The organism is Coralloluteibacterium stylophorae (genome assembly GCF_018122625.2).
GTDB lineage: Bacteria > Pseudomonadota > Gammaproteobacteria > Xanthomonadales > Xanthomonadaceae > Coralloluteibacterium > Coralloluteibacterium stylophorae.
In genome coordinates, this window is sequence record NZ_JAGQFT020000003.1 from 157,844 (window position 1) to 184,748 (window position 26,905).

The window sequence follows — 26,905 nt, forward strand, 5'->3', positions numbered from 1 at the left end:
GGGAAACATCAAGCCGTCAGTTGGAAGTCGCTGGTATTGCCGGCACCAGCACGCCCTCTCCCGCTACTTCCAACTACCAACTCGCACTGCACTGCTACATCGGGTCCTGCATGACGGGCGCCGCGGATCCCGCCGGGATTCCGGAACGCCCAAAGGCCGGAGGCTTTCGCCCCCGGCCTCGGAGTGCCGAAGCGGCAAGTCGACGCAATGCGTCGCTTACTTGACTTCGACCGTGGCGCCGGCGGCCTCGAGGTCCTTCTTGAGCTTGGCGGCGTCGTCCTTGGACACGCCTTCCTTGACGTCCTTCGGGGCGCCCTCGACGAGGTCCTTGGCTTCCTTGAGGCCCAGACCGGTGATGGCGCGGACGACCTTGATGACCTCGACCTTCTTGTCGCCGGCGGCCTTCAGCACGACGGTGAACTCGGTCTGCTCCTCGGCCGGAGCGGCGGCGGCGGCGGCCGGGCCGGCGGCCATGGCGACCGGGGCGGCGGCGGAGACGCCGAACTTGTCTTCAAGGGCGCGGACCAGCTCCATCACCTCGACGAGGGACTTGCTGGCGATCGCTTCGATGATCTGATCGTTGGTCAGGGACATGATGGTTCTACCTTTGGATGTTGATCTGGATACGGTTGATTGCGGTGACGCAACCGAACTGGGACGGGCTTACGCCGCTTCCTTCTGCTCGCCGACGCGGGCGACCACGCGGGCGACCTGCGAAGCGGGCTCGGCCAGGACGCGGGCCAGCATGGTGGCCGGCTGGGCCAGGACATTGACGAGCATGCCCAGGGCCTGCTCGCGGGTCGGCAGCGACGCCAGCACGTCCACGTGGGACGCCGGGTACATCTGACCGCCGATCGAGACCAGCTTGGGCTTGAGCTTGTCGTTGCCCTTGACGAACTCCTTGATGAGTCGGCCTGCGGCACCCGGGTCTTCCTTCGAGAAGGCGTACACGAGCGGACCGGTCAGCGCGTCGGCGACGCACTGGTAGTCGGTGCCCTGCACCGCGCGCGACACGAGGGTGTTCTTGGCTACCTTGAGGTAGACACCTTCGCTGCGCGCCTTCTTGCGCATGTCGGTCAGCTGACCGACGGTGAGACCCGCGTATTCCGAGACGACCAGGGAGTGCGCCGAGGAGGCCACGTCCGCCAGTTCGGCAACGACTTCCTGCTTCTGGGACAGATTGAGAGCCATTGCACTTCTCCGAACTGCTGTTGCTTCCGACGCCGGATCCATCCCGGCGGCGGTCCGGTTCGATGCCGATCCTTCGGCATCGGGACGCGCATGCGTCCGTTTCGGTGGCCGTTTCCAGAACAACTCGAATCTGGAAGGGCGACACCATCTGCGCAGGCCCGACCGGCGAACCGGTGGATTTAAGCGCTGCGTCGCGTGGCGGCGGCGATTCCCTGCCTCTCGTGCGTCCATGCCCGACGCCGACACGTCCCGCAGCACACCTGCGGTCTTTGACGGCTCCGGCGTGGTCGTGACCGCGCCTTCGCCCCCAAAATCGATGGCCGTCGCGACGGGCTGCGCCCGCCGCGCGGCATCGTGATTACTTCAGCGCCAGGGTCGACTGGTCGACGGTGACGCCCACGCCCATGGTCGAGCTGAGCGAGATCTTCTGCAGGTACTGGCCCTTGGCCGCGGCCGGCTTGGCCTTGATCAGGTCGGCCAGCAGCGCGGTCAGGTTGGTCTTGAGCGCGTCCGCGTCGAAGTTGGCCTTGCCGATCGTGCAGTGGATGATGCCGGCCTTGTCGGTGCGGTAGCGCACCTGGCCCGCCTTGGCGTTGCGCACGGCTTCGGCCGGGTTCGGGCTCACGGTGCCGACCTTGGGGTTCGGCATCAGGCCGCGCGGGCCGAGCACCTGGCCGAGCTTGCCGACCACGCGCATCGCGTCCGGCGTCGCGATCACGACGTCGTAGTTGAGGTCGCCGCCCTGCATCTTCTCGGCGAGGTCGTCCATGCCGACCACGTCGGCACCGGCCGCCAGCGCCTCGTCGGCCTTGGCGCCGGCCGGAACGAACACCGCCACGCGCACCGACTTGCCGGTGCCCTTCGGCAGCACGGTCGAGCCGCGGACCTGCTGGTCCGACTTGCGCGCATCAACGCCCAGGCGCACGGCGACGTCGACGGACTCGACGAACTTCAGCTTGCTGTTGCCCTGTACGATCTCCAGGGCCTCGTCGATGCCGTAGGCCTTGCCCGGCTGGACCAGGGCCTGCATCGCCTTGAAACGCTTCGTCATCTTAGCCATCGATCAACCCTCCACCACCAGGCCCATGCTGCGCGCGCTGCCGGCGATGGTGCGCACGGCCGCATCCAGATCCGCCGCGGTCAGATCCGGCTCCTTGGTCTTCACGATCTCCTCGAGCTGCGCCCGGGTGACCTTGCCGACCTTGTCGGTGTTCGGACGCTTGGAACCGGACTTGATGTTCGCGGCCTTCTTCAGAAGGATCGACGCCGGCGGGGACTTGGTGACGAAGGTGAAGGTGCGATCGGAGTAGGCGGTGATGACCACCGGGATCGGCAGACCCGGCTCCATCTTCTGCGTCGCGGCGTTGAACGCCTTGCAGAACTCCATGATGTTCAGGCCGCGCTGACCCAGCGCGGGACCGACCGGCGGGCTGGGGTTGGCCTGACCGGCCTTGACCTGCAGCTTGATGTAGCCGATGACTTTCTTTGCCATGTGGATTCTCCTCGGGTTCCAGCGTCTGCACGCGCGCGAGGCGCTGCGGGACTCCCCGTCTCAGGTGTACTCGGAACCGACCCTCGCCGGCCCCGTCCTCGCGGTCAGGCCTTCTCGACCTGACCGAAATCGAACTCCACCGGGGTGGAGCGTCCGAACACCAGGACCGCGACGCGGACGGTGCTCTTCTCGTAATTGACCTGCTCGACGGTGCCGTTGAAGTCGTTGAACGGACCATCGACCACGCGGACCATCTCGCCCGGCTCGAACAGGATCTTCGGCCGCGGCTTCTCCGCGCCGGCCTGCACGCGCTGCAGGATGACGTCGGCCTCCTCGTCGCGGATCGGCAGCGGCCGGTCGGCGGTGCCGCCGATGAAGCCGAGAACCTTCGGCGTCTCCTTGATGAGGTGCCAGCTCTCGTCGTCGATGCGCGGGATGCCGCCGTCGTCGCTGGTCTGGATCTGCACCAGCACGTAGCCGGGGAAGAACTTGCGCTCGGACTTGCGCTTCTGCCCGCCGCGCATCTCCACCACTTCCTCGGTCGGCACGAGGATCTCGCCGAACCGCTCCTCCATCTCGGCGCGCGCGATCCGCTCCTTGAGCGTGCGCGACACCTGGTTCTCGAACCCGGAGTAGGCGTGGACCACGTACCAGCGTTTGCTCACAGTCGGAGGCTCCTTCAGTTGCCGAGCAGCAGGCGCATTCCGCCCGAGATCAGGAAGTCGATGATTCCGACCAGGATGGTCAGGATCACGACCACCACCGCGACGACCAGCGTCATGCGCGTGGTCTCCTGGCGCGTCGGCCAGACCACCTTGCGCAGCTCGAAGCGCGCCTCGCCGAGGTAGCCGCTCGCGCGGCGACCGAGCGTCGTCGGCAGCAGCAGCGCCACGCCGGCGATCGCGCCGACCAGCCCGATCACCGTCGGCAGCGGGGCCGCCAGGCCGAAGGGATCGAAGGTACCGATGACGATGGCCGCGATGATCAGCAGTGCCGAGACGGCGTACTTCGCGATGTCTGCGCCCGTGGTCGCGCCCGCGGATTGTTCGGCTTTGCTGTTCATGACTGGTCGCCTGCGACGGACGGGACTGGTCCCGCTCCGGCGCGCCGGCGCTGCGCCCTTCGATTTATGGCACGCCAGGAGGGACTCGAACCCCCAACCTGCGGTTTTGGAGACCGCTGCTCTGCCAATTGAGCTACTGGCGTACGAACCTTGCTTCCAAACGCGAGAAGCGAGCGGGACCCCGCTCGCCTTTCGCCCTTCCTCCATCCGTCATCCGGGCCGGAGCACGGACGACGTGCGGAAGACCGTTACTCGGTGACCTTGGCGACGACGCCGGCGCCGACGGTGCGGCCACCCTCGCGGATCGCGAAGCGCAGGCCCTCGTCCATCGCGATCGGCGCGATCAGGGTCACCGCCATCTTCACGTTGTCGCCCGGCATCACCATCTCCACACCCTCCGGCAGCTCGCAGGCGCCGGTCACGTCGGTGGTGCGGAAGTAGAACTGCGGGCGGTAGCCCTTGAAGAACGGCGTGTGGCGGCCGCCCTCGTCCTTCGACAGCACGTACACCTCGGCCTCGAACTTGGTGTGCGGCTTGATCGTGCCCGGCTTCGCCAGCACCTGGCCGCGCTCCACGTCGTCACGCTTGGTGCCGCGCAGCAGCAGGCCCGCGTTGTCGCCCGCCTGGCCCTGGTCGAGCAGCTTGCGGAACATCTCCACGCCGGTGACCGTGGTCTTGACCGTCGGGCGGATACCCACGATCTCGATCTCGTCGCCGACCTTGATGACGCCGCGCTCGATACGACCGGTCACCACCGTGCCGCGGCCCGAGATCGAGAACACGTCCTCGACCGGCATCAGGAACGTCTTGTCGACGTCGCGCTGCGGCTCCGGGATGTAGCTGTCGAGCGCGTCCACCAGCTGGATGATCGCCGGCACGCCGATCTCGGACTGGTCGCCTTCCAGCGCCTTCAGCGCCGAGCCCTTGATGATCGGGGTGTCGTCGCCCGGGAAGTCGTACTTCGACAGCAGCTCGCGCACTTCCATCTCGACCAGCTCGAGCAGCTCGGCGTCGTCGACCATGTCGGCCTTGTTCAGGAACACGACGATGTACGGCACGCCGACCTGGCGCGACAGCAGGATGTGCTCGCGCGTCTGCGGCATCGGGCCGTCCGCGGCCGAGCACACCAGGATCGCGCCGTCCATCTGCGCCGCGCCGGTGATCATGTTCTTCACGTAGTCGGCGTGACCCGGGCAGTCCACGTGCGCGTAGTGACGGGTCTGCGACTCGTACTCCACGTGCGCCGTCGAGATCGTGATGCCGCGCGCCTTCTCTTCCGGCGCCGCGTCGATCGCGGAGTAGTCCTTGAACTCGCCGCCGAAACGCTCTGCGCCGATCTTCGTCAGCGCCGCCGTCAGCGTCGTCTTGCCGTGGTCAACGTGACCGATCGTGCCCACGTTCACGTGGGGCTTGGTGCGCTCGAACTTTCCCTTGGCCATGGCTCGTAGTGATCCGTTGGTGTGCTGGTTGGAAAACGATCTTCGAAGCGAACGCCGCCCCGGCGTACGGGGCGGCGTCGGATATGGTGCTCACGACTGGAATCGAACCAGCGACCTCCTCCTTACCAAGGAGGTGCTCTACCGACTGAGCTACGTGAGCGAAGTTGTGACGTACGGGCCAGTCCAACGGTGGAGCGGGAGACGGGAATCGAACCCGCACCATCAGCTTGGAAGGCTGAGGTTCTACCGTTGAACTACTCCCGCAACGCGCCGAACTGGTGGAGGGAGGTGGATTCGAACCACCGAAGGCGTAAGCCAGCAGATTTACAGTCTGCCCCCGTTGGCCGCTTGGGTATCCCTCCGGATCCTGGATGCTGCAAGGAGCCGCTCATTCTCGCTGCACCCGGGACCGCTGTCAACGCTCCGTTGACTGCCCGACGGACGACCGCCGCGGGCGCGCGCCCTGCCGGGCGGTCGCTGCATCCGCCGGGCCTGCGCCGAACGCCTCGCCGAGGAATCCGCCGCCCTCCTCCAGCACGAAGCGCCGCAGGGCCAGCGCGGCGGGCGACAGGCGCTTGCCGGCGCGGTGCGCGACGTACCAGCCGCGCATGACCGGCGTCCCGTCGACCGGCAGGATCGCGATCGCGCCGTGGGCGAGCTCCAGGGTCAGCGTGTGCCGCGACAGGATGGAGACGCCGAGCCCGGCCAGCACGCCCTGCTTCACCGTCTCGTTGCCGCCCATCTCGATCTGCCGCCGCGGCGCGAACAGCGCCTTGCGGAACCAGTCGTCCATCAGCAGGCGGGTTCCCGAGCCGCGCTCGCGCAGCAGCACCGTGTCGTCGCGCAGGTCGAACAGGTCCAGGGACGGCGCCGCGGCGAGCCGGTGCCCGCCCGGGGCGATCACCACGAACGGATGCGGCGCGAACAGCTCGGATTCCAGCTCCAGCCGCGCCGGCGGGCGCCCCATCACCGCGAGGTCGATCTCGTTGCGGCCGAGGGTGCCGATCAGCTCGTCGCGGTTGCCGGAGTAGATCCGCAGGTCCAGCTCCGGGTGGGCGGCGGTGAAGCGCGCCAGCAGCCGCGGCAGGAAGTACTTGGCGGTGCTGACCATGCCGATCACGACGCGCCCGCGCTGCAGCCCCTTGAGGCCGTCCAGGTCGGCGGCGGCGTCCTGGACCTCGCCGAGGATGCGCGCGGCATGGTCGAGGAAGCGCTGCCCGGCCTCGGTCAGCACCACCCGACGGCCGATGCGGTCGAGCAGCGGCAACCCCACGGCCTCCTCCAACTGTCTGATCTGCATGGAGACGCCGGGCTGGCTCAGGTGCAGCAGCTCGCCGGCGCGGACGAAACTGCGGGCGTGCGCGACCGCCTGGAAGATCTGCAGCTGGCGGAGGGTCACGCGCAGAAGCATCAGGTATTCATGATCTGCCACGAAGTAATCGTGATTTTACCTGATCGGACACGCCATCTAGCGTCGCTTGCCAAGGCCCGACGTCGTCGGGCGGCCCCTCCGAGGACCTGCGATGAACGCCGTTGCCCCCGCGCCCCGCACCGACGCCTCAGCCCCCGCCGACGCCCCGGTCACCGATGCCCGCAAGCGCTACGCCGCCGGGGTGCTGAAGTACCGGCAGATGGGCTACTGGCAGCCCGACTACCGGCCGCTGGACACCGACGTCGTCGCCCTGTTCCGGATCACGCCGCAGGAGGGCGTGGACGCCGAGGAAGCCGCCGCCGCGGTCGCCGGCGAGTCCTCGACCGCCACCTGGACCGTGGTGTGGACCGACCGCCTGACCGCCTGCGAGCTCTACCGGGCGAAGGCCTACCGGGTCGATCCGGTGCCGGGCACCGGGCCCGGCACCCGCACCGAGCAGCAGTACTTCGCCTGGATCGCCTACGACCTGGACCTGTTCGAGCCCGGCTCGATCGCCAACCTGACCGCTTCGATCATCGGCAACGTGTTCGGCTTCAAGGCGCTCCGGGCGCTGCGGCTGGAGGACATGCGCCTGCCGGTCGCCTACCTGAAGACCTTCCAGGGGCCGGCGACCGGGATCGTCGTGGAGCGCGAGCGCCTGGACAAGTTCGGCCGCCCGCTGCTCGGCGCCACCACCAAGCCCAAGCTCGGCCTGTCCGGCCGCAACTACGGGCGCGTGGTCTACGAGGGCCTCAAGGGCGGGCTGGACTTCATGAAGGACGACGAGAACATCAACTCGCAGCCCTTCATGCACTGGCGCGACCGCTTCCTCTACTGCATGGAGGCGGTCGCCCGCGCCTCCGCCGCCACCGGCGAGGTCAAGGGCCACTACCTCAACGTCACCGCCGGCACCGTCGAGGAGATGATCGAGCGGGCGGAGTTCGCCAGGTCGCTCGGCAGCGTCATCGTGATGATCGACCTGGTCGTGGGCTACTCCGCGATCCAGTCGATGGCGAAGTGGGCGCGGCGCAACGACACCATCCTGCACCTGCACCGGGCGGGCAACTCGACCTACTCGCGGCAGAAGAACCACGGCATGAACTTCCGTGTCATCTGCAAGTGGATGCGGATGGCCGGGGTCGACCACATCCACGCCGGCACCGTGGTCGGCAAGCTGGAGGGCGACCCGCTGATGATCCGCGGGTTCTACGACACCCTGCGCGAGACGCGCACGCCGGCGAACCTGGAGCACGGCCTGTTCTTCGACCAGGACTGGGCCTCGCTCAACAAGGTCATGCCGGTGGCTTCCGGCGGCATCCACGCCGGGCAGATGCACCAGCTCCTGACCTACCTGGGCGAGGACGTGGTGCTGCAGTTCGGCGGCGGCACGATCGGCCACCCGCAGGGCATCCAGGCCGGCGCCACCGCCAACCGGGTCGCGCTGGAGGCGATGGTCCTGGCGCGCAACGAGGGCCGCGACATCTGGAACGAGGGGCCGGAGATCCTCGACGCCGCCGCCCGCGATTGCATGCCGCTGCGCCAGGCGCTCGACACCTGGAAGGACGTCACCTTCGACTACGCCTCCACCGACACCGCCGACTTCGTCGCCGCCGCCACCGAGACGGCCTGAACCTCGCGACCCGGAGCACGACCATGCTGAGCAACTACGGCAACCGCCTGACCCAGGGCCAGTTCTCGTTCCTGCCCGACCTCACCGACGCGCAGATCACCCGCCAGATCGACTACGCGCTGGGCAAGGGCTGGGCGGTCGGCATCGAGTACACCGACGACCCGCATCCGCGGAACACCTACTGGGAGATGTACGGCAATCCGCTGTTCGACCTCGACGATGCCACCGGCATCCTCGCCGAGATCAACCAGGCGCGGGCAACCTTCCCCCGCCACTACATCCGCGTCACCGCGTTCGACAGCACCCGCGGCGTGGAGTCGCCGCGGATGTCCTACATCGTCAACCGCCCTGCGGAGGAGCCGGGTTTCCGGCTGACCCGCCAGGACGCCGACGGCCGCGCCCAGCGCTACGCGATCACCGCCTACGCCGCCGACCGCCCCGAAGGCGAGCGCTACTGACCCCGGCCATGAACGCCTCCCTCGCCCCCGAACCGGCGCCGCCGGCGGCGTCCGCGGACGCGCAGCCGGCGGTCGCGGACCTCGCCCACCTGTTCCGCGAAAGCGGAATCGGGGCGGTGCTCGACACCCTCGACCGCGAGCTGGTCGGGCTTGCGCCGGTCAAGCAGCGCATCCGCGACATCGCCGCCCTGCTGCTGGTCGACACCGCGCGCCGCGCGCACGGGCTCGGCACCACCGCGCCGAGCCTGCACATGTGCTTCACCGGCAACCCGGGCACCGGCAAGACGACGGTGGCGCTGCGCATGGCCGAGATCCTGCACCGGCTCGGCTACGTGCGCCGCGACCAGCTGGTCTCGGTGACCCGCGACGACCTCGTCGGCCAGTACATCGGCCACACCGCGCCGAAGACCCGCGAAGTACTGCGCAAGGCGATGGGCGGCGTGCTGTTCATCGACGAGGCCTACTACCTGTACCGGCCGGAGAACGAGCGCGACTACGGCCAGGAGGCGATCGAGATCCTGCTGCAGGTGATGGAGAACCAGCGCGACGACCTGGTGGTGATCCTCGCCGGCTACGCCGGACGCATGGACACCTTCTTCCGCAGCAATCCCGGAATGGCCTCGCGCGTCGCCCACCACATCGACTTCCCCGACTACGGCGAGGACGAGCTGCTGGCGATCGCGCGCCTGCTCGCCCGGCGCATGGACTACCGCCTCGACGCCGACGCCGAGGCGGCGATGCGCGAGTACGTCGCGCGCCGCAGGCGCCAGCCGCACTTCGCCAACGCCCGCTCGATCCGCAACGCGCTCGACCGGGCGCGCCTGCGCCAGGCGACGCGCCTGTTCGAAGACGCGCTCGCGGGCGCGCCCGATCCCGACCGCGACGCCCTCACCCGCATCGCCGCCGACGACATCCGCGCCAGCCGCGTCCTGGCCGACGCCGCCGGCGACGCGGCGCCCGGCGCCGCAGCCGACTGACCCCGCAGCGCTCCCACCGGAGGCACCGCCATGCTCTACGGACGCACCACGCTGTCGAAGTTCGTCATCGAGCAGCTCCACGCGACGCCCGGGGGCAGCGACCTCGCCGCCCTGCTCATCGACGTCGGCGCCAGCATCAAGGCGATCTCCGCGCTGCTGCGCAAGGGCGAGCTCGGCGGCCAGCTCGGCGAACTCGACAGCCGCAACGTGCAGGGCGAGACGCAGAAGGCGCTGGACGTGGTCACCAACGACACCGTGCTGCAGTACTGCGAATGGGGCGGGCATCTCGCCGGCACCGCCTCGGAGGAGATGGAACGCGTGCGCGCGGTTCCCGGGCCGATGCGCCGCGGCCGCCACCTGCTGGCGTTCGACCCGCTCGACGGCTCCGGCAACATCGACCTCAACGTGGCGGTGGGCACCATCTTCTCGGTGCTGCGCCACGGACGCGACGCGCCACCGGAGGAGGCCGACTTCCTGCAGCCGGGCGTGCGCCAGGTGGCCGCCGGCTACGCGATCTACGGACCGTCCACCGTGCTGGTGCTGACCGTGGGCGCCGGCACCCACGGCTTCACCCTCGACCGCGAGATCGGCAACTTCATCCTCACCCACCCGCACCTGCGGATCCCGGAGCAGACCTCCGAGTTCGCCATCAACACCTCCAACGAGCGCTTCTGGGAACCGCCGGTGCTGCGCTACGTGGCCGAATGCAAGGCCGGGGCCAGCGGCGTGCGCGGGCGCGACTTCAACATGCGCTGGATCGCCTCGATGGTCGCCGAGGTGCACCGCATCCTGATGCGCGGCGGCGTCTTCATGTATCCGCGCGACAGCAGGGACCCGGCGCGCCCCGGCCGCCTGCGCCTGCTCTACGAGGCCAGCCCCATGGCGATGGTGGTCGAGCAGGCCGGCGGCATGGCCTCCACCGGACGCGAGCGCCTGCTCGAGGTCGTTCCCGGAACGCTGCACCAGCGCATCCCGGTGATCCTCGGTTCGCGCGAGGAGGTCGCCCGCATCGAGGACTACCACCGCGACCACGACGAGGGCGCCGACCTGCCCTTCGTCTCCCCGCTGTTCAACGCGCGCTCGCTGTTCCGGCCCGAAGCCCAGGCCTGAGCGCCGCGCCCCACCCGCTCCGGGAGAGCGTCATGTCCGTCCAGCATCCGGTCATCGCCGTCACCGGCTCCTCCGGCGCCGGCACCACCACGGTGATGCAGAGCTTCCAGCACATCTTCCGCCGCGAGGGCATCGACGCCGCCCTGGTGGAAGGCGACGCCTTCCACCGGTTCGACCGCGCCGCCATGCGCGAGAAGCTGCGCCAGGCCGAGGCCGACGGCGACCGCACCTTCAGCCACTTCGGCCCGGAGAACAACCTCTTCGCCGAGCTGGAGGCGCTGTTCCGCGACTACGGCGAGACCGGCGGCGGACGCGTGCGCAGGTACCTGCACGACGAGGCCGAGGCCGCGCCGTTCGCACAGCCGCCGGGCACCTTCACCGCATGGACGGATCTGCGGCCGGGCTCCGACCTGCTGTTCTACGAGGGCCTGCACGGCGCGGTCACCGACGGCGAGATCGACGTCGCCCGCCACGCCGACCTGCGCGTGGGCGTGGTCCCGATCATCAACCTCGAATGGATCCAGAAGCTGCACCGCGACCAGCGCATGCGCGGCTATTCGCAGGAGGCGGTGGTCGACACCATCCTGCGCCGGATGCCGGACTACGTGACCCACATCGTCCCGCAGTTCTCGCGCACCCACGTCAACTTCCAGCGGGTGCCGACGGTGGATACGTCCAATCCCTTCATCGCCCGCGACATCCCGACCGCGGACGAGAGCTTCGTGGTGATCCGCTTCGCGCGCGCCAGCGGCATCGACTTCCCCTACCTGCTGGCGATGCTGCGCGACAGCTTCATGAGCCGCCCCAACACCATCGTCGCGCCGGGCGGAAAGATGGGCCTGGCGATGGAGCTGATCTTCACGCCGATGATCCTGCAGCTCATGGACCGCAAGCGGCGCGCCACGCCGCGCGTCACCGGGCTGTCCCCGGTCGCCGCCACCGCCGCCTGATCCGCCCGCCGCCGGAGCTCCAAGTGAACGCGACCACGCCCCTGCCCGCCGCCCCGCGCACCGTTCCCGCGCGCGACCGCCGCGCCGACGTCCTGCGCTTCCTCGCCGCCGACGCGGTGCAGGCGGCCAATTCCGGTCATCCCGGCGCGCCGCTGGGCATGGCCGAGATGGCGGTGGCGCTGTGGCACCGCCACCTGCGCCACGACCCCGCCGCGCCGGACTGGCCGGACCGCGACCGCTTCGTGCTCTCCAACGGGCACGCCTCGATGCTGCTCTACGCCCTGCTGCACCTGAGCGGCTACGACCTGCCGCTGGACGAACTGCGCCGCTTCCGCCAGCTCGGCAGCCGCACGCCCGGCCATCCCGAGGTCGGCCATACCCCGGGGGTGGAGACCACCACCGGGCCGCTCGGCCAGGGCCTGGGCAATGCGGTGGGCATGGCGCTGGGCGAGGCGCTGCTGGCGCGCGAGTTCAACCGCGACGGCCACGTGATCGTGGACCACCACACCTACGTGTTCCTCGGCGACGGCTGCCTCATGGAGGGCATCAGCCACGAGGCCTGCTCGCTGGCCGGCGCGCTCGGCCTCGGCAAGCTGATCTGCCTGTACGACGACAACGGCATCTCCATCGATGGCGAGGTCGGCCCCTGGTTCGCCGACGACACGCCGCGACGCTTCGCCGCCTACGGCTGGCACGTGGTCGCCGACGTCGACGGCCACGACGTGGATGCGGTCGACCGCGCGATCGCCGCGGCGAAGGCGCGCGGCGACGCGCCGAGCCTCATCTGCTGCCGCACCGAGATCGGCCACGGCGCCCCGGGCAAGGCCGGCGGCCACGACGTGCACGGCGCGCCGCTGGGCGCGGAGACGCTGCAGGCGATGCGCAGCGCGCTGGGCTGGACCGCGGCGCCGTTCGAGGTGCCGGAGTCGAGCTACCGCGACTGGAACGCGGGCGACCTCGGCGCCGCCCGCCGCGCCGCCTGGCAGGCGCGGATGGACGCCTACGCCGCGGCGTATCCGGAGGCCGCCGCCGAGTTCGCCCGCCGCAGCCGCGGCGCACTGCCGGCCGGGTTCGACACCTGGTTCGCCGCGGCGCTGACGGCGCTGCAGGCCGAGGCGCCGGCGGTCGCCTCGCGCAAGGCCTCGCAGCAGGCGCTGGACCTGATCGCGCCGCGCCTGCCGGAACTGCTCGGCGGCTCGGCCGACCTCACCGGCTCCAACCTCACCGCGTTCAGCGGCGTGCGCCCGGTGCGCCGCGGCTTCGCCGAGGCCGGACGCCACGTGAACTACGGCGTGCGCGAGTTCGGCATGGGCGCGGTGCTGAACGGCCTCGCCCTGCACGGCGGCCACCTGCCCTACGGCGGCACCTTCCTGACCTTCTCCGACTACAGCCGCAACGCCATCCGCATGGCCGCGCTGATGGGCGTGCGCAGCGTGTTCGTGCTCACCCACGATTCGATCGGCCTGGGCGAGGACGGGCCGACGCACCAGCCGGTGGAACACCTGGCCAGCCTGCGCCTCGTCCCCGGCGTGCACGTGCACCGCCCCTGCGACGCGGTGGAGACGCTCGCCGCCTGGGGCGCCGCGGTGCGCCGCGCCGACGGCCCGAGCTGCCTGGTGCTGTCGCGGCAGACCCTGCCGGCGCAGGCGCGCGACGCCGGCCAGCTGGCCGCGATCGCGCGCGGCGGCTACGTGCTGGCCGAGGCCGCGGGCGACCGGCCGGAGGTGGCGATCGTCGCCACCGGCTCCGAAGTGGCCCTGGCCATGGCGGCGCGCGATGCCCTGGCTGCCGAGGGCCTGGCCGTGCGCGTGGTCTCGATGCCCTGCGTGGAGCTGTTCGACGCGCAGCCGCAGGCCTGGCGCGCCGCGGTGCTGCCGCCGGGCGTGCCGCGGCTGGTGGTCGAGGCCGGTGCGACCGGCGGCTGGTGGCGGCTGGCGGGCGCGGGCGGACAGGTGCTCGGCATCGACCGCTTCGGCGCCTCGGGACCGGCCGAGGCGCTGTTCGAGGCCTTCGGCCTGACCGCACGCGACGTTGCCGCCGCGGCGCGCAGACTCACCCGCCCCGAGGCCGCTCCCGCGCACCCATGACCCGCCCCTACGACGCCGTCCTCTTCGACCTCGACGGCACCCTCCTGCACAGCGCCCCCGACATCGTGAACGCGATCAACGCCAGCCTCGTCGCCAACGGCCTCGACGCCCTCGCCAGCGACCGCATCGTGAGCTTCATCGGCAAGGGCACGCCGGTGCTGGTCGAGCGCGCGCTCGCGGCGCAGGGGCGCGGCGGCGACCCGGCGCTGGCCGAGCGCGTGCTCGCCGGCTACATGCAGGCCTACGCCGCGCACATCGGCGAACGCGGCGTGCTGTTCGAGGGCGCCCGCGACTGCCTGGCGACGCTGGCCGCGCGCGGCTACGCGATCGGCATCGTCACCAACAAGTACCAGCGCTTCGTGGAGACCGCGCTCGCGCAGCACCGGATCGCGGACTACGCCGATGTCGTGGTCGGCGGCGACCGCCTGCCGCAGCGCAAGCCGCGTCCGGAGCCGCTGCAGTTCGCCTGCCGCGAGCTGGGCACCACGCCGGCGCGCACGCTGATGGTGGGCGATTCGGTCAACGACGCCGAGGCCGCGCGCGCCGCCGGCTGCGACATCGTCTGCGTCACCCACGGCTACAACGAGGGCCGCGCGCCCGAGACGCTCGGCACGCCCCTGATCGACACCCTCGCCGCCCTGCCCGCGTGGATCGATGCGCGGCCGGTGGCCGCGGCCATGCCCACCTGAGCGCCGACCCGCACCCCGCGGCGCGACCCGAGGCACCCACCTGGAGACCCCGCATCGTGGCCCTGATCTCGCTCCGCCAGCTCCTCGACCACGCCGCCGAGCACGGCTACGGCGTACCCGCCTTCAACGTCAACAACCTCGAGCAGATCCACGCGATCATGCAGGGTGCCGAGGCGCTCGACAGCCCGGTGATCCTGCAGGCCTCCGCCGGCGCGCGGAAGTACGCCGGCGAGCCCTACCTGCGGCACATGGTGCTGGCGGCGGTCGAGTCGCACCCGCAGATTCCGGTGGTGCTGCACCAGGACCACGGCGCCTCGCCCGCCGTCTGCCAGCAGTCGATCCGCTCCGGCTTCAGTTCGGTGATGATGGACGGCTCGCTGGAGCCCGACCAGAAGACCCCGGCGAGCTACGACTACAACGTCTGGGTCACCCGCCGCGTGGTCGACATGGCGCATGCGGTCGGCGTCTCGGTCGAGGGCGAGCTGGGCTGCCTGGGCTCGCTGGAGACCGGGCAGGCGGGCGAGGAGGACGGCGTGGGCGCTGCCGGCGCGCTGTCGCACGAGATGCTGCTGACCGACCCGCGGCAGGCGAAGGACTTCGTCGAGCGCACCGGCGTCGACGCCCTGGCCATCGCCATCGGCACCTCGCACGGCGCCTACAAGTTCAGCCGCGAGCCGACCGGCGACATCCTCGACATCGACCGCATCCGTGCGATCCACGCCGTCATCCCCGACACCCACCTGGTCATGCACGGCTCCAGCTCGGTGCCGCAGGAATGGCTGGCGGTGATCCGCGAGTACGGCGGCGAGATCCCCGAGACCTATGGGGTGCCGGTCGAGGAGATCCGGCGCGGCATCGCCAACGGCGTGCGCAAGGTCAACATCGACACCGACATCCGCCTGGCGATGACCGCCGCCATGCGCCGCAGCCTCGCCACCGACCGCGCCGACTTCGACCCGCGCAAGGCGCTGAAGGCCGCCACCGCCGCGGCCCGCTCGGTGTGCGAAGCGCGGTTCGAGGCCTTCGGCAGCGCCGGCCGCGCCGCCTCGATCCGGCCGGTGCCGATGGAGGCGATGGCGGGCAGGTATGGGTAGTGGGCGGACGGACGGGGAGGGGGATCGGGAAGCGAAAACGGGTGCGGTGCGAGGGCCTGCGACGTGGACGCCCCAGGCGGGCACGGGACGCAGGCCACCCAACCCGAGGCCACGCCCCCGCCCAGAGCCCCGAAGTCGAGCCAGGTCCCAGGTCCACTTCCCGATTCCCGCTTCCCGATTCCCGCCCCACCCCACCCATGCACGCCCTCATCTTCGACATCGACGGCACCTTCGCCGACACCGAGCGCGACGGCCATCGCGTGGCCTTCAACCTGGCCTTCCGCGAGGCGGGGCTCGACTGGCGCTGGGACGAGGTGCTGTACGGCGAGCTGCTGCGGGTGGCGGGCGGGCGCGAGCGCCTGCTGCACTGGATGCGGCGGATCCTGCCGGACGACCTCCTGGATGGCGCCGCGCGCGAGGACGTCGCGCGCCAGCTGCACGCGGCCAAGACCCGGCACTACGTCGAGCTGGTCGCGCGCGGATGCGTGGCCCTGCGGCCGGGCATCGCGCGCCTGGTCGAGGAGGCGCGGACCGCCGGCCTGCGGCTGGCGATCGCCACCACCACCTCGCGCGCCAATGTCGAGGCGCTGCTGGCGCACACCCTCGGGCCGCAGGCCGTGGACTGGTTCGCGGCGATCGCCTGCGGCGAGGACGCGCCGGCGAAGAAGCCCGATCCGGGCGTCTATGCCTGCGTGCTGCGCGCGCTCGGCCTGGCGGCCGGGCAGTGCCTGGCGCTGGAGGATTCCGGGCCGGGCCTGGCCGCGGCGCGCGCGGCGGGCGTGCCGACGGTCGTCACCCGCAATCCCTACACGCACGACCACGTCTTCGAAGGCGCGCTGGCGGTCGTCGATGCGCTCGGCGACGGCGCGGGCGCGCCCTGCGTCGGCCTGGACGAACTGCGCCGCTGGCACGCCGCCGCGCGCCCCGACGGCGCCTTCCTGCTGCACTGAGCACGGCGGCGCGCCGGGCGCTGCCTCACCACACGCCGAGGCCGGCGCCGGTTCCCGCATCGCCACCGAAGGCGGCGGCGAACGCAGGCAGCGCGCGCGCAGGCGCGTCGGCGCGCAGCGCGGCCGGGGGATGCGGGTCCACGCTCGCACGCAGGCGCCGCTCCTCGACGCTGAGGCACTGCCGCCAGAGCACGGCCCAGGCGATGAAGAAGCGGCGGTCGGCGGCGGCGCGCTCCGCATCGCCGGCGCCGCCTGCGCGCAGGACGGCGCGGAGGGCGTCGTGGGCGATGGCGAGGCCGCCGAAATCGGCGACGAGTTCGCCAGCGATCAGGGCGCCATCCAGGCGCAGCCCGTCGCCGAGCCCGCGGCCCTCGAACGCCGCCCGCAGCGCCGCGAGCCGCGCATCGAACGCCGCGCGGTCGGAGGCGTCCCAGGCGTCTTCGGCGAGCCGGCCGGCGGCATCGAAGCGGCGCCCCTGGTCGTCGAGCGCATGGGTCATCTCGTGCGCCATCACCGCACCGATGCCGCCGTACAGCGCGGCCGGATCGACGCCGTCGAGGAAGGGCGGCTGCAGCAGCGCCGCAGGGACGACGATGCGGTTGCGCGCCGGGTCGTAGCGTGCGTTGACCCGGTGCGCGGGCATGTCCCAGGCCGCGCCGACACCCGCCGCGAGGCGCTGCAGCAGGCGCGTGCGTGCGCGCCGCCGCGCCTCGGCGAGGAGTCCGGCATAGCCGTCGTTCCCCGTGTCGAACCCGTGCCAGTCGGGCCAGCACTCCGGCGCCACCAGCGCCGCGCGCATGCCGGCGATCTTCGCCCGGGCGTGCCGACGGCCGCGCTCGCCGAGCCAGCGGGCGGCGTCGATGCGGGCCAGGAAGGCCGTCCGCAACCCGTCGAACACGGCCTGCATCCGCGGCCGCAGGCCGCCGTCCACGGCGCGCGCCACGTACAGCTCGGACAGCGCGTCGCCCAGGTCGAGGTCCAGATCCTCCAGAACCTGCCGCCACTCCGGCGGCCGCGCCCGCCCGCGCAGGGCGCGGCCGTGGAACCGCTGGTAGCGCGCACGCAGGTCGGCGTCGAGGTGGCGGGCGTGCAGGTCCAGCAGCCGCGCGCGCAGCCATGCGCGCCAGGCCTCGACCGGCCGCTCCCGCAGCAGGCCGGCGGCGCGCGCGTGGAAGCCCGGCACCGCCAGCGACAGCCGCGCGGGCGGGGCGACACCGGCCGCGGCGAGGCAGGGTGCGAGCCGCCAGGGCGCCAGGCGGCGTGCGGCGTCCGTCCACGACAGCGGCTGATGGAAGGCGGCGACGTCGCGCTCACGCGGCGACGGCAGCGCCGCGGCGAGCGCGACATCCAGGTCCAGCGCCGCAGCCGCCTGCGCGCGGGCCTGGTCGCGGCAGAGGCCGGCGCGCAGGAGCAGTCCGCGCAGGTGGGCCCGTGCCAGGCGGCGCCGGCGCTGGCCGCGGCGAGCGGGATCGAGCAGGTCGTCGCGGTCCGGCAGCGTCAGCCGCGCCGGATGCAGGCCCAGCAGCGGCCGCGCCGGCGCCTCGGGGTCGGGCGCCACCGCGGGCCGCCACAGCAGGTCCTCGCCGGCCGCGTGGGCGTCGTCGATGAAGGCCGCGACCTCGTCCGGCGTGCGCAGCGCGGCAATCGCCTCGAGCCGCGGCCGCAGCGGCGCGAGGCCTGCGCGTTCGCGCGCGTCCAGGTCGAGGCCGGCGCGCCAGACCCTGCCGACCGCCCGCGCCGCGCCGACGGCGTCCCGGTCCTCCGACGCCGCCTGCGCCAGCCCGGCCAGCACCTGCTCGGTGTGCGCCTGCAGGATCGAGAAGCTGTCCCAGGCGGCGCGGTCGGCCGGGCGCACGGTCGCCTCGCGCCAGCGCGCGTTGACATGGGCGTCGAGATCGCGGGCCGGGTCGCGCCCTGGGTCGAGCTCGGCGGGATCGAGCCGCACCGGCGCCACCGGCGTCCCGAACGGCGCCGGGCCGGAGGCGGTCGCGGCGTCCGCCTCAGAACGGACGGCCGAGCGCCTTCGATTCGCGGCGGCCACGGAACACCAGCGGCTGGGCGGGCACGCCCGCCTGCGGCGCCTGCGCGCGCTCGACCACCGCGCGCAGCTCGCCGTGGCGCGGCGACTTCGCGCAGACCGGGTCGGCCGCGGCCGGATCCTGCGCCAGCATCCAGGCCTGGCAGCGGCAGCCGCCGAGGTCCTTCTCCTTCTCGGGGCAGCTGCGACAGGGCTCCTGCATCCAGTCGGTGCCGCGGAAGCGGTTGAAGCCTTCCGAGTCGTACCAGATCGCACGCAGGTCCAGGTCGCGCACGTTGGGGAAGGCGAGCCCGGGCAGCATGCGCGCGGTGTGGCAGGGCAGTGCCGCGCCGTCGGGGGCGATGGTCAGGAACACGTTGCCCCAGCCGTTCATGCACTTCTTGGGGCGCGTCTCGTAGTAGTCGGGGACGACGAAGATCAGCCTGGTGCGGCCTTCCAGGCGCTCGCGCCAGCGCACGGTGACCGCCTCGGCGCGCGCCAGCTGCTCGCGGGTCGGCAGCAGGTGCTCACGGTTGACGTGCGCCCAGGCGTAGTACTGGGTGTTGGCGAGCTCGAGGTAGTCGGCCTCCATCGCCACCGCCATCTCGATGATGGCCTCGACGTGGTCGATGTTGAGCCGGTGGATGACGCAGTTGAGCACCATCTCGTAGCCGTGCTGCTTGATCAGCGCGGCGGCCTTGCGCTTGAGGTCGAAGGTGCGGGTCGAGGACAGGAAGTCGTTGACCTCGCGGGTCGAGTCCTGGAACGACAGCTGGATGTGGTCGAGCCCGGCGGCCTTGAGGTCGGCGATGCGGCGTTCGTTGAGGCCGATGCCGGAGGTGATGAGGTTGGTGTAGTAGCCCAGCCGGTGGGCCTCGGCGACCAGGGTCTCCAGGTCCCTGCGCTGCAGCGGCTCGCCGCCGGAGAAGCCGCACTGCACCGCGCCGAGCTCGCGGCCCTGGCGCAGCACGCGCAGCCAGTCCTCGGTGGACAGTTCGTCCTCGACCCGGGCGAAGTCGACCGGGTTGTAGCAGAAGGCGCAGTGCAGCGGGCACTGGTAGGTCAGCTCCGCGAGCAGCCAGAACGGCGGCCCGGTCTCCGGGTGCGGCGCCGGCGCGCGCTGCGCGTTCATGCCAGCGCCACCCAGCGCTGCGCCAGCGCGATCTCCAGGAACGCCCGCACCTCGTCGTCGAGCCCCTGCGCGTCGAAGCTGCGTTCGAGGTCGGCGACGATGTCGGCGACGGTGGCGCTGCCGTCGCAACGGGCGAGGATCTCGCCGGCGCTGCGGTTGAGCGTGACCATGCCCTCCGGATACAGCAGCACGTGGGCGTCCTGCACCGGCTCGAACTGCAGCCGGAACCCGCGGCCGATGCTCGGCACGCTGGCTGCGGAGACGCTGGCGGCGGCCGTGCTCACGCCGCCTCCGCGACGCCGTACTTCAGCGCCATCGCATCGTTCATCGTCCACAGGATGTCGAGCTTGAAGCGCAGGATCGACAGCGCCCGCTCCTGCTGCTCGGCGGTGACGAAGTGCCCGAGGGTGACGGCGAGGGCGAGGTCGACGTCGATGCGCGCCTGCGACACGCGGTTGCGGAAGTACTGCAGGCCGTCGCTCTCGATCCACGGGTAGTGCTGCGGCCAGGTCGCCAGCCGCTCCTTGTGAATCTTCGGCGCGAACAGCTCGGTCAGCGAGGAGCACATGCCTTCCTGCCAGGGCGCGCGGCGGGCGAAGTCGAGGTAGGCGTCGACCGCGAAGCGCAGGCCGGGGATGACGTGGCGCAGGTCGACGATCTCCGCGCGCGCCAGCCCCACCGCCTCGCCCAGCCGCAGCCAGGCCTCGATCCCGCCGGCGTCCTCGCCGTGACCGTCGTGGTCGAGGATGCGCTGCATCCACTGCCGGCGGAGCTCGCGGTCCGGACAGTTGGCGAGGATCGCCGCGTCCTTCCGCGGGATGGTGATCTGGTAGTAGTAGCGGTTCGCGACCCAGCCGCGGATCTGCTCCCGGCTGGCGCGGCCCTCGTTCAACATGCGGTTGAACGGATGGTGGATGTGGTAGGCGCGGCCGGCGTCGCGCAGGCGCGCCTCGAAGCCGGCGGCGACAGTGGTGGATGCGAGGGCTGCATTCACAGCGCGATCTCCATGCCGTCGTGGGCGACCTCGATGCCGGCCGCCGCGAGCGCGGCGCGCTCGGGACCGTCCTCGTCCAGGATCGGGTTGGTGTTGTTGATGTGGATCAGCACCTTGCGGGTCGACGCCGGCAGCTTCGCCAGCCACTCCAGCATGCCGCCGGGGCCCGACTGCGGCAGGTGGCCCATGGCGCGGGCGCGCTTGCGGCCGACGCCCTGGCGCTCCATCTCGTCGTCGGTCCAGCAGGTGCCGTCGACCAGCACGCAGTCGGCGGCGCGCATCGCCGCCCACACGTGAGGCTCCATCTCGCCCAGGCCTGGTGCGTAGAACAGGCGCCGACCGCTGCGTTCGGCCTCGACCAGCAGCCCGATGGTGTCGCCGGGCACGGGCGCGTCGCGGTGCGGCGAGTACGGCGGCGCGTTGCTGGTCAGCGGCAGCGCGGTGAAGCGCAGGCCGGGGATCTCCGGCATCGCGAACGTCGCGCCGTCGAGGCCGATCTCCTGCCAGTCCACGCCGCAGTAGTGCTCGAGCAGCGGCAGGATCGGATTGCCGCGGGTGAGGTCCTCGCGCACCGGCGCGGTGGTCCAGACCCGGTGGCGGGCGCGGTGCTCGCGCAGCATGTACAGCCCGGTGGTGTGGTCGACCTGGGCGTCGAGGAGGCAGATCGCGGCGATCGCCGTGTCGCGCAGCGCACGCGCCGGCTGCAGCACCGGGTTGGCCTGCAGCTGGGCGAGGATGTCGGGCGAGGCGTTGCACAGGAGCCAGTTCGCGTCGTCGCCGGTGAGCGCGATCGACGACTGGGTGCGCGCGGTCGCGCGGAGGCTGCCGTCGCGCACGCCGCGGCAGGTGCGGCAGTTGCAGTTCCACTGCGGAAAGCCGCCGCCGGCGGCCGAGCCGAGGACGCGGACCCGCAGCGTGGTGGCACGCTGCGGGTCCGGCTGCGGACGCGTCGACGCGCCGCGGGCGGTGTCGTCGAGGCGTCCCATCGCTGCCTCAGCGGTTGGCGATGTACATCGTGATCTCGAAGCCGAAGCGGCGATCGATGGCCTTCGGGGTTTCCCACTTCATGAGCTGTCTCCTGGCTGTCGGCGTTGCGCGACCGGGCGGCCGCGACGGCGCACGGGGTGCGCCGCCCGACTCTGCGCCCGTCGCCTGCGCCCACGCCTCGCCCGGATCACCAACCTGGGCTCACGATTTTCTGTATTCGGCGCCGGCACCGACGCCGCACGCGGAGCCTCGGCTAGCATCGCTGCGGCATGCCCACCGCCGCGCGCCCCGCTTCCGATCCCGCCCGACCTGCGCCGCCGGGGCGCGGGCGCATGAGCCTGCACCTCAAGGTCAACCTGCTGTTCGCGGCGTGGATCGCGGCGCTCATCATGGTGGTGCTGTGGATGCACGTCGCCGAGACCCGCCGCGCGGTCGGCGAGGAGATCCGCGCCAGCAACCGCATCGCCACCCAGCTGCTGGAGACCGTGGTGGCGGCCACCCGGGTGGGCCGCGACATCGACGACCTGGTGCGCTTCCTCGAAGCCGCAGGCCGCATCCGCTCGACCGAGGCGCGCGTGCTCGACGCCTCCGGCGGAGTCCTCTACGCCTCGCCGCCCTCGCCCTACAAGGCCGGCCGCGACGCGCCGGCCTGGTACGCGCGCCTGGTCATGCCCGAGGCGATGCACGAGCGCTTCCTGCTGCCCGACGGCGTGCTCGAGGTCAGCGCCGACGCCAGCCGCTCCATCCTCGACGGCTGGGACCAGGCCGTGGAGCTGGCCACGGTCGGCGCCGGCTTCCTCGCCCTCGGCATCGCGCTGATGGTCCTGCTGCTGCGCCGCGCGACCGCGCCGCTGCGACAGATCGTGGGGGGCCTGGAGCAATTCGAGCGCGGCGCCTGGGAAACGCGCCTGCCGATGTTCGGCAATGCGGAAGCCGACCTGATCGCGCGCGCCTTCAACCGCATGGGCGCGGCCGTGCAGGAGAACCTCGGTGCGCGCGAGGAGGCCATCGCCGCCACCCTGCGCCTGCGCCAGAGCCGCGAGACGGCGACGGTCGTGCAGGCGCGGCTGGAGGACGAACGCCGGCAGATCGCGCGCGAGCTGCACGACGAGACCAGCCAGGGCCTCACCGCGATCCGCAGCATGTCGCTGGCCCTCGCCCGGCGCGGCGGCGACCCGGAGCAGGCGCGCCGGGCGCAGCTGATCGCCGACAGCGCCGCCGGCCTGCATGCCGCGGTGCATGCGCTGATCCCGCGCCTGCAGTCGACCGACTTCGACGGCACCAGCCTGGCCGACGCGCTCGACGAGCAGGTCGCCCTCTGGCGGCAGCAGTACCCGGAGACGGTGTTCGAGCTGTGCGTCGAGGAGGGTTCCGCCGCGGACCTGCCCGCGGAGCGCGCCCTGGCCGCGCACCGCATCGTCCAGGAGGCCGCGATCAACGCGCTGCGCCATGCCGGCGCGCGGCGCATCGCGCTTCGGGTGACGGTGGAGGACGCGGCGCTGCTGGTGGAGATCGTCGACGACGGCCGCGGCCTCCCCGCGGACTGGCACCGCCCCGGCCACTACGGCATCCGCGGCATGCGCGAACGCGCCGAGGCGCTGGGCGGCGGCGTCGAGATCGAATCCGGCCACCGAGGCGTCCGCGTGCGTGCGCGGCTGCCGCTGCAGGCGCGGCCGTGAGCGCGTCGGTGCGCCTGCTGCTGGTCGACGACCACGCGATGGTGCGGATGGGCTTCCGCATGCTGCTCGAGGCGGCCGAGGAGATCGTCATCGTCGGCGAAGCCGACAGCGGCGAGGCCGGCTACCGGATGCAGGGCGAACTCGGCGCGGACGTGGTGGTGATGGACATCGCCATGGCCGGCATCGGCGGCATCGAGGCGCTGGCGCGGATGCGCGCGCGCGATCCGGCGGTGCGGGTGCTGGTCCTCTCCGCGCACGAGGACGTGGTCCACCCGCGACGCGCCCTGCGCGCCGGCGCGGCCGGCTACCTGTGCAAGCGCAGCGCGCCGGAGGAACTGCTCGACGCGGTGCGCACCGTCGCCGCCGGCGGCAGCTATCTGGAGGCCGCCACCGCGCGCCGTCTGGCGCTGGCCGAGCACGGCGGCGCGGGCACCGTCGAGGCGCTCTCGGAGCGCGAGTTCGCGGTGTTCCTCAAGCTCGCCCACGGCGCCTCGGTGGCCGCCATCGCCGAGACCCTGAAGCTCTCGCCGAACACCGTCGGCACCCACCTCTACAACATCAAGCAGAAGCTGGGCGCATCCAACCAGGCGGAACTGACCCTGATCGCGCTGCGCAACGGGCTGATCACGCTCTGAGCGCTGCCTGCGCCTGCCTGCAGGCAGCCCCGCCTCAGACGTTGAAGCGGAAGTGCAGCACGTCGCCGTCCTGCACCACGTACTCCTTGCCCTCCAGGCGCAGGCGCCCGGCTTCCTTGGCGCCAGCCTCGCCGCCGAGGCGGACGTAGTCGTCGAAGGCGATCGTCTCGGCGCGGATGAAGCCCTTCTCGAAATCGTTGTGGATCACCGCCGCCGCCTTCGGCGCGGTGGCGCCCCTGCGCACCTGCCACGCACGGACTTCCTTCTCGCCCGCGGTGAAGTAGGTCTGCAGGCCGAGCAGCCTGTAGCCGGCGCGGATCACGCGGTTGAGGCCCGGCTCGTCGAGGCCGAGGTCCTTCAGGAACTCGTCGCGGTCGGCGTCCTCGAGCTGGCTCATCTCCTCCTCGATCGACGCGCACACCGGCACGACCTCGGCGCCCTCGCCGGCCGCGCGCTCGCGCACGCGGTCGAGGTGCGGGTTGTTCTCGAAGCCGTCCTCGCGGACGTTGGCGACGTACATCACCGGCTTCATGGTCAGCAGGAACAGGTCGCGGATCGCCGCGCGCTCGTCCTCGTCGAGCCCCAGCGCCCGGACCGGCCGGCCCTCGTCGAGGCCGGCGCGCACGCGGGCCAGGAGCTCCCTGCGCGCGATCGCCTCCTTGTCGCCCGCCTTGGACGCCTTCTCGGCGCGCACCAGCGCCTTCTCGACGGAATCGAGATCGGCCAGCGCCAGCTCGGTGTCGATGGTCTCGATGTCGGCGATCGGGTCGACCTTGCCGGCGACGTGGACGATGTCGCCGTGCTCGAAGCAGCGCACCACGTGCGCGACCGCGTCGACCTCGCGGATGTGCGCGAGGAACTTGTTGCCCAGGCCCTCGCCCTTGGATGCGCCTGCGACCAGACCGGCGATGTCGACGAACTCGACCGAGGTCGGCACCACCTTCTGCGGCTTGACGATCGCGGCCAGCGCGTTGAGCCGCGGATCCGGCACCGGCACCACGCCGACGTTCGGCTCGATCGTGCAGAAGGGGAAGTTCGCCGCGGCGATGCCCGCCTTGGTCAGCGCGTTGAAGAGGGTCGACTTGCCCACGTTGGGCAGGCCGACGATGCCGCATTTGATGGCCATGGCTGTTCTTGGAGAAGCGGGAAAGGGGAAGGATGAAGCGGGAACCGGGAACTGGAGGTTGCGGAATGCGGGCAGCGCGGCGCTTCGGCTGGTGCGTCTTCAGGTTCCGACAACGCCGAGACGAAGCCGACGAGAACCGCACCGGACCGACGCAGCGGACCAAGCACGATGCGCGGAAGGATACCGACGGACCGGGAAAAGACGACCTCCGCTTCCCCGTTCCCGCTCCACCACCACCGCTTCCCGCTTCACCCCACCGTATGCAGCCGCTTCATCGCCGCCTCGCCGTCGCCGGCGACCAGCTGCGGCAGCACGTCGATGGCCTCGTCGATGCCGCGCAGCATCGCCGCCTCGTCGTCCTTGCCGGGGCGGCTCAGCACCCAGGGGGTGACCTTGTCGCGCTGGCCGGGATGGCCGATGCCGATGCGCAGGCGCCAGAAGCGGCCGTGGCCGAGGTGCTGCATGGTGTCGCGCAGGCCGTTCTGGCCGCCGTGGCCGCCATCGAACTTCAGCCGCACCGTGCCGGCGGGCAGGTCCAGCTCGTCGTGCACCAGCAGCGCCGATTCCGGCTCGAACTTCCAGAACTTCAGCGCGGCGTTGACCGCGCGGCCGCTGAGGTTCATGAACGTCGCCGGCTTGAGCAGCCGCACCGGCTCGCCGCCGATGTCGACCCGCGTCGACTCGCCGTGCAGCTTGCCGTCGAGGGAGAAGCGCGCACCCAGGCGGTCGGCCAGGATGTCGGCGAACCAGAACCCGGCGTTGTGCCGGGTCATGGCGTATTCGGGCCCGGGATTGCCCAGGCCCACGATCAGGCGCACGCCGGCCTTCATGCGGCGGCGGCGCCCGTTCGCGCGATACCGCAGGCATGCACCCGCCGTGCGCCGCGCACGGCACGACGACGGGTGCCGGGCATCAGGCGCCCTCGCCCTCGGCGCCCTCGCCTTCCGGCTCCGGCTCGGCCTGGACGTAGGAGGCCGTGACCACCGCGACGTCGTGCTCCTTGCCGAGCTTCAGCTCGGGGATCTCGACGCCGGCCGGCAGCTTCAGCTCCGACAGGTGGACGATGTCGCCCGGGTTCAGGCCGGCCAGGTCGACCTCGATGAACTCCGGCAGGTCCTTCGGCAGGCAGGACACGCCGATCTCGTTGAGGTTGTGGCTGACCACCACGCCCGAGGCCTTGCCGGCCGGCGAGGTGTCCTGGTTGAGGAAGTGCAGCGGCACGTTGACACGGATGGCGGCGTTCTCGTCCACGCGCATGAAGTCCAGGTGCATGATCACCTGCTTGTACGGGTGGCGCTGCATGTCGCGCAGCAGGACCTTCTCGGCCTTGCCGTCGATCTCGAGGTTCAGGATCGAGGAGTAGAACCACTCGTTCTGGCTGGCGACCCAGGTCTTCTCGTGGGCCAGCTGGATGCTGACCGGCTCGGCGCTGCCGCCGTAGACGACGGCCGGGATCTGGCCAGCGCGGCGCAGGCGGCGGCTCGCACCCTTCCCTGCGTCCACGCGGCCGACCGCGGTGATGGTGTGTTCGGACATGACGTATTGCTCGCTAGTGAAGAACCGCCTCGCGGCGGCGATGTGACTCCCCCGCGACCAGGGGAGCCGGGATGGCAAACCGGGGAGTATAGCGGGTTTGGCGAGGCGGGAAGGGTGGAGCGGGAACAGGGAACAGGGAACGGGGAACGGAGAACGGGGCGGGATGCCCGGAGTGGAGCCGGTCCCGATCGCGGCCGCCCGCCACTGAGTCGCCTCCCCCGCAGGGGCGCCGACTCCAGGAATCCACCGCGGCATCCG

28 protein-coding genes and 4 tRNA genes are annotated in these 26,905 nt (G+C 71.6%); 11 read left to right on the forward strand and 21 right to left on the reverse strand.

Going from position 1 to position 26,905, the window contains the following annotated elements; translation table 11 throughout:
• Window positions 1–216: 216 nt before the first annotated feature.
• The 12 genes from rplL to KB893_RS05545 form a co-directional block, all read right to left on the reverse strand.
• Entirely contained in the window at window positions 217–594 is a 378-nt protein-coding gene (gene rplL / locus KB893_RS05490; protein WP_213173531.1) for a 50S ribosomal protein L7/L12, read from the reverse strand.
• A gap of 69 nt (window positions 595–663) precedes the next feature.
• Entirely contained in the window at window positions 664–1,191 is a 528-nt protein-coding gene (rplJ, locus tag KB893_RS05495) for a 50S ribosomal protein L10 (protein WP_213173532.1), read from the reverse strand.
• A gap of 358 nt (window positions 1,192–1,549) precedes the next feature.
• Window positions 1,550–2,251 carry a 50S ribosomal protein L1 gene (rplA, locus tag KB893_RS05500; protein WP_211927048.1) on the reverse strand — a complete coding sequence of 234 codons (702 nt, stop codon included), beginning with the start codon at window positions 2,249–2,251 and terminating at the stop codon, window positions 1,550–1,552.
• A gap of 3 nt (window positions 2,252–2,254) precedes the next feature.
• A complete protein-coding gene (gene rplK / locus KB893_RS05505) occupies window positions 2,255–2,683 on the reverse strand; it encodes a 50S ribosomal protein L11 (protein ID WP_211927047.1) in 429 nt (142 codons plus the stop codon).
• A 104-nt stretch (window positions 2,684–2,787) separates the two neighbouring features.
• Window positions 2,788–3,348, reverse strand: a complete 561-nt coding sequence (gene nusG / locus KB893_RS05510) for a transcription termination/antitermination protein NusG (protein WP_211927046.1) — start codon at window positions 3,346–3,348, stop codon at window positions 2,788–2,790.
• A gap of 14 nt (window positions 3,349–3,362) precedes the next feature.
• Window positions 3,363–3,746 carry a preprotein translocase subunit SecE gene (gene secE, locus KB893_RS05515; protein WP_213173533.1) on the reverse strand — a complete coding sequence of 128 codons (384 nt, stop codon included), beginning with the start codon at window positions 3,744–3,746 and terminating at the stop codon, window positions 3,363–3,365.
• Window positions 3,747–3,813: 67 nt separating this feature from the next.
• Window positions 3,814–3,889 (reverse strand) — tRNA-Trp (locus KB893_RS05520).
• Between the two features lie 105 nt (window positions 3,890–3,994).
• Window positions 3,995–5,185, reverse strand: coding sequence for an elongation factor Tu (gene tuf / locus KB893_RS05525; protein WP_211927044.1), 1,191 nt, complete (start codon window positions 5,183–5,185; stop codon window positions 3,995–3,997).
• Between the two features lie 84 nt (window positions 5,186–5,269).
• A tRNA-Thr gene (locus KB893_RS05530) sits at window positions 5,270–5,345 on the reverse strand.
• Between the two features lie 30 nt (window positions 5,346–5,375).
• Window positions 5,376–5,449 (reverse strand) — tRNA-Gly (locus tag KB893_RS05535).
• Window positions 5,450–5,461: 12 nt separating this feature from the next.
• Window positions 5,462–5,547: transfer RNA gene (locus KB893_RS05540), tRNA-Tyr, on the reverse strand.
• A gap of 53 nt (window positions 5,548–5,600) precedes the next feature.
• Window positions 5,601–6,617 carry a LysR substrate-binding domain-containing protein gene (locus tag KB893_RS05545; protein ID WP_211927043.1) on the reverse strand — a complete coding sequence of 339 codons (1,017 nt, stop codon included), beginning with the start codon at window positions 6,615–6,617 and terminating at the stop codon, window positions 5,601–5,603.
• 91 nt (window positions 6,618–6,708) lie between these two features.
• Between KB893_RS05545 and KB893_RS05550 the strand changes: the two genes are divergently transcribed.
• The 9 genes from KB893_RS05550 (at window position 6,709) to KB893_RS05590 (ending at window position 16,541) form a co-directional block, all read left to right on the forward strand.
• Window positions 6,709–8,226: a ribulose-bisphosphate carboxylase large subunit gene (locus KB893_RS05550; RefSeq protein ID WP_211927042.1), complete on the forward strand. Its 1,518-nt coding sequence runs from the start codon at window positions 6,709–6,711 to the stop codon at window positions 8,224–8,226.
• Between the two features lie 23 nt (window positions 8,227–8,249).
• On the forward strand, window positions 8,250–8,684 hold the full coding sequence (locus KB893_RS05555; protein ID WP_211927041.1) for a ribulose bisphosphate carboxylase small subunit: 435 nt from the start codon (window positions 8,250–8,252) through the stop codon (window positions 8,682–8,684).
• An 8-nt stretch (window positions 8,685–8,692) separates the two neighbouring features.
• On the forward strand, window positions 8,693–9,661 hold the full coding sequence (gene cbbX / locus KB893_RS05560) for a CbbX protein (protein ID WP_211927040.1): 969 nt from the start codon (window positions 8,693–8,695) through the stop codon (window positions 9,659–9,661).
• Between the two features lie 30 nt (window positions 9,662–9,691).
• Window positions 9,692–10,771 (forward strand): class 1 fructose-bisphosphatase, encoded by a 1,080-nt coding sequence (locus KB893_RS05565; RefSeq protein WP_211927039.1) that lies wholly within the window; start codon window positions 9,692–9,694, stop codon window positions 10,769–10,771.
• A 32-nt stretch (window positions 10,772–10,803) separates the two neighbouring features.
• Window positions 10,804–11,721 carry a phosphoribulokinase gene (locus KB893_RS05570; protein WP_211927038.1) on the forward strand — a complete coding sequence of 306 codons (918 nt, stop codon included), beginning with the start codon at window positions 10,804–10,806 and terminating at the stop codon, window positions 11,719–11,721.
• A 23-nt stretch (window positions 11,722–11,744) separates the two neighbouring features.
• The gene (gene tkt / locus KB893_RS05575) at window positions 11,745–13,808 is read left to right on the forward strand and encodes a transketolase (RefSeq protein WP_343215993.1); all 2,064 of its coding nucleotides are present in this window, start codon (window positions 11,745–11,747) and stop codon (window positions 13,806–13,808) included.
• Window positions 13,805–14,497, forward strand: a complete 693-nt coding sequence (gene gph, locus KB893_RS05580) for a phosphoglycolate phosphatase (RefSeq protein ID WP_213173534.1) — start codon at window positions 13,805–13,807, stop codon at window positions 14,495–14,497. The genes tkt and gph overlap by 4 nt, the downstream gene beginning before the upstream one ends.
• A 56-nt stretch (window positions 14,498–14,553) precedes the next feature.
• Complete coding sequence (gene fba / locus KB893_RS05585) at window positions 14,554–15,591, forward strand: class II fructose-bisphosphate aldolase (RefSeq protein ID WP_211927596.1); 1,038 nt, start codon at window positions 14,554–14,556, stop codon at window positions 15,589–15,591.
• A 197-nt stretch (window positions 15,592–15,788) separates the two neighbouring features.
• Window positions 15,789–16,541, forward strand: a complete 753-nt coding sequence (locus KB893_RS05590) for an HAD-IA family hydrolase (protein WP_211927597.1) — start codon at window positions 15,789–15,791, stop codon at window positions 16,539–16,541.
• Window positions 16,542–16,566: 25 nt separating this feature from the next.
• Here the strand turns inward: KB893_RS05590 and KB893_RS18685 are convergent, their stop codons facing one another.
• From KB893_RS18685 to pqqA, 6 genes are read right to left on the reverse strand one after another with little or no spacing between them, the layout of a single operon-like run.
• Window positions 16,567–18,486, reverse strand: a complete 1,920-nt coding sequence (locus KB893_RS18685) for a M13-type metalloendopeptidase (protein ID WP_213173535.1) — start codon at window positions 18,484–18,486, stop codon at window positions 16,567–16,569.
• Between the two features lie 55 nt (window positions 18,487–18,541).
• Window positions 18,542–19,690 (reverse strand): pyrroloquinoline quinone biosynthesis protein PqqE, encoded by a 1,149-nt coding sequence (gene pqqE, locus KB893_RS05600; RefSeq protein WP_211927600.1) that lies wholly within the window; start codon window positions 19,688–19,690, stop codon window positions 18,542–18,544.
• The gene (gene pqqD / locus KB893_RS05605) at window positions 19,687–19,974 is read right to left on the reverse strand and encodes a pyrroloquinoline quinone biosynthesis peptide chaperone PqqD (protein ID WP_211927601.1); all 288 of its coding nucleotides are present in this window, start codon (window positions 19,972–19,974) and stop codon (window positions 19,687–19,689) included. The genes pqqE and pqqD overlap by 4 nt, the downstream gene beginning before the upstream one ends.
• Entirely contained in the window at window positions 19,971–20,684 is a 714-nt protein-coding gene (gene pqqC, locus KB893_RS05610; RefSeq protein WP_211927602.1) for a pyrroloquinoline-quinone synthase PqqC, read from the reverse strand. Before pqqC ends, pqqD begins: the two co-directional genes overlap by 4 nt.
• On the reverse strand, window positions 20,681–21,670 hold the full coding sequence (pqqB, locus tag KB893_RS05615) for a pyrroloquinoline quinone biosynthesis protein PqqB (RefSeq protein ID WP_246505437.1): 990 nt from the start codon (window positions 21,668–21,670) through the stop codon (window positions 20,681–20,683). The genes pqqC and pqqB overlap by 4 nt, the downstream gene beginning before the upstream one ends.
• A 7-nt stretch (window positions 21,671–21,677) precedes the next feature.
• On the reverse strand, window positions 21,678–21,752 hold the full coding sequence (pqqA, locus tag KB893_RS18540; protein WP_213173581.1) for a pyrroloquinoline quinone precursor peptide PqqA: 75 nt from the start codon (window positions 21,750–21,752) through the stop codon (window positions 21,678–21,680).
• Window positions 21,753–22,003: 251 nt separating this feature from the next.
• On the opposite strand from pqqA, the gene KB893_RS05625 reads away from it, so the two are divergent.
• Together KB893_RS05625 and KB893_RS05630 are read left to right on the forward strand one after the other, a co-directional pair.
• Window positions 22,004–23,350: an ATP-binding protein gene (locus KB893_RS05625; RefSeq protein ID WP_213173536.1), complete on the forward strand. Its 1,347-nt coding sequence runs from the start codon at window positions 22,004–22,006 to the stop codon at window positions 23,348–23,350.
• Window positions 23,347–23,985, forward strand: coding sequence for a response regulator (locus KB893_RS05630; protein ID WP_338026861.1), 639 nt, complete (start codon window positions 23,347–23,349; stop codon window positions 23,983–23,985). The genes KB893_RS05625 and KB893_RS05630 overlap by 4 nt, the downstream gene beginning before the upstream one ends.
• A gap of 34 nt (window positions 23,986–24,019) precedes the next feature.
• Here KB893_RS05630 and ychF read toward each other — a convergent pair whose 3' ends face one another.
• From ychF to KB893_RS05645, 3 genes are all read right to left on the reverse strand, one after another.
• Window positions 24,020–25,111, reverse strand: a complete 1,092-nt coding sequence (ychF, locus tag KB893_RS05635; RefSeq protein ID WP_211927833.1) for a redox-regulated ATPase YchF — start codon at window positions 25,109–25,111, stop codon at window positions 24,020–24,022.
• A 248-nt stretch (window positions 25,112–25,359) separates the two neighbouring features.
• Complete coding sequence (gene pth / locus KB893_RS05640) at window positions 25,360–25,941, reverse strand: aminoacyl-tRNA hydrolase (protein ID WP_211927832.1); 582 nt, start codon at window positions 25,939–25,941, stop codon at window positions 25,360–25,362.
• Window positions 25,942–26,023: 82 nt separating this feature from the next.
• On the reverse strand, window positions 26,024–26,647 hold the full coding sequence (locus KB893_RS05645) for a 50S ribosomal protein L25/general stress protein Ctc (RefSeq protein ID WP_211927831.1): 624 nt from the start codon (window positions 26,645–26,647) through the stop codon (window positions 26,024–26,026).
• Between the last annotated feature and the right edge of the window lie 258 nt (window positions 26,648–26,905).

Excerpts from the sequence above, each read along its gene's own strand:
- rplL (WP_213173531.1), bottom strand. The coding sequence starts at position 594 with ATGTCCCTGACCAACGATCAGATCATCGAAGCGATCGCCAGCAAGTCC.
- rplJ (WP_213173532.1), bottom strand. The coding sequence starts at position 1,191 with ATGGCTCTCAATCTGTCCCAGAAGCAGGAAGTCGTTGCCGAACTGGCG.
- rplA (WP_211927048.1), bottom strand. The coding sequence starts at position 2,251 with ATGGCTAAGATGACGAAGCGTTTCAAGGCGATGCAGGCCCTGGTCCAG.
- rplK (WP_211927047.1), bottom strand. The coding sequence starts at position 2,683 with ATGGCAAAGAAAGTCATCGGCTACATCAAGCTGCAGGTCAAGGCCGGT.
- secE (WP_213173533.1), bottom strand. The coding sequence starts at position 3,746 with ATGAACAGCAAAGCCGAACAATCCGCGGGCGCGACCACGGGCGCAGAC.
- tuf (WP_211927044.1), bottom strand. The coding sequence starts at position 5,185 with ATGGCCAAGGGAAAGTTCGAGCGCACCAAGCCCCACGTGAACGTGGGC.
- KB893_RS05550 (WP_211927042.1), top strand. The coding sequence starts at position 6,709 with ATGAACGCCGTTGCCCCCGCGCCCCGCACCGACGCCTCAGCCCCCGCC.
- KB893_RS05555 (WP_211927041.1), top strand. The coding sequence starts at position 8,250 with ATGCTGAGCAACTACGGCAACCGCCTGACCCAGGGCCAGTTCTCGTTC.
- cbbX (WP_211927040.1), top strand. The coding sequence starts at position 8,693 with ATGAACGCCTCCCTCGCCCCCGAACCGGCGCCGCCGGCGGCGTCCGCG.
- KB893_RS05565 (WP_211927039.1), top strand. The coding sequence starts at position 9,692 with ATGCTCTACGGACGCACCACGCTGTCGAAGTTCGTCATCGAGCAGCTC.
- KB893_RS05570 (WP_211927038.1), top strand. The coding sequence starts at position 10,804 with ATGTCCGTCCAGCATCCGGTCATCGCCGTCACCGGCTCCTCCGGCGCC.
- gph (WP_213173534.1), top strand. The coding sequence starts at position 13,805 with ATGACCCGCCCCTACGACGCCGTCCTCTTCGACCTCGACGGCACCCTC.
- KB893_RS05590 (WP_211927597.1), top strand. The coding sequence starts at position 15,789 with ATGCACGCCCTCATCTTCGACATCGACGGCACCTTCGCCGACACCGAG.
- pqqE (WP_211927600.1), bottom strand. The coding sequence starts at position 19,690 with ATGAACGCGCAGCGCGCGCCGGCGCCGCACCCGGAGACCGGGCCGCCG.
- pqqB (WP_246505437.1), bottom strand. The coding sequence starts at position 21,670 with ATGGGACGCCTCGACGACACCGCCCGCGGCGCGTCGACGCGTCCGCAG.
- KB893_RS05625 (WP_213173536.1), top strand. The coding sequence starts at position 22,004 with ATGAGCCTGCACCTCAAGGTCAACCTGCTGTTCGCGGCGTGGATCGCG.
- ychF (WP_211927833.1), bottom strand. The coding sequence starts at position 25,111 with ATGGCCATCAAATGCGGCATCGTCGGCCTGCCCAACGTGGGCAAGTCG.
- pth (WP_211927832.1), bottom strand. The coding sequence starts at position 25,941 with ATGAAGGCCGGCGTGCGCCTGATCGTGGGCCTGGGCAATCCCGGGCCC.
- KB893_RS05645 (WP_211927831.1), bottom strand. The coding sequence starts at position 26,647 with ATGTCCGAACACACCATCACCGCGGTCGGCCGCGTGGACGCAGGGAAG.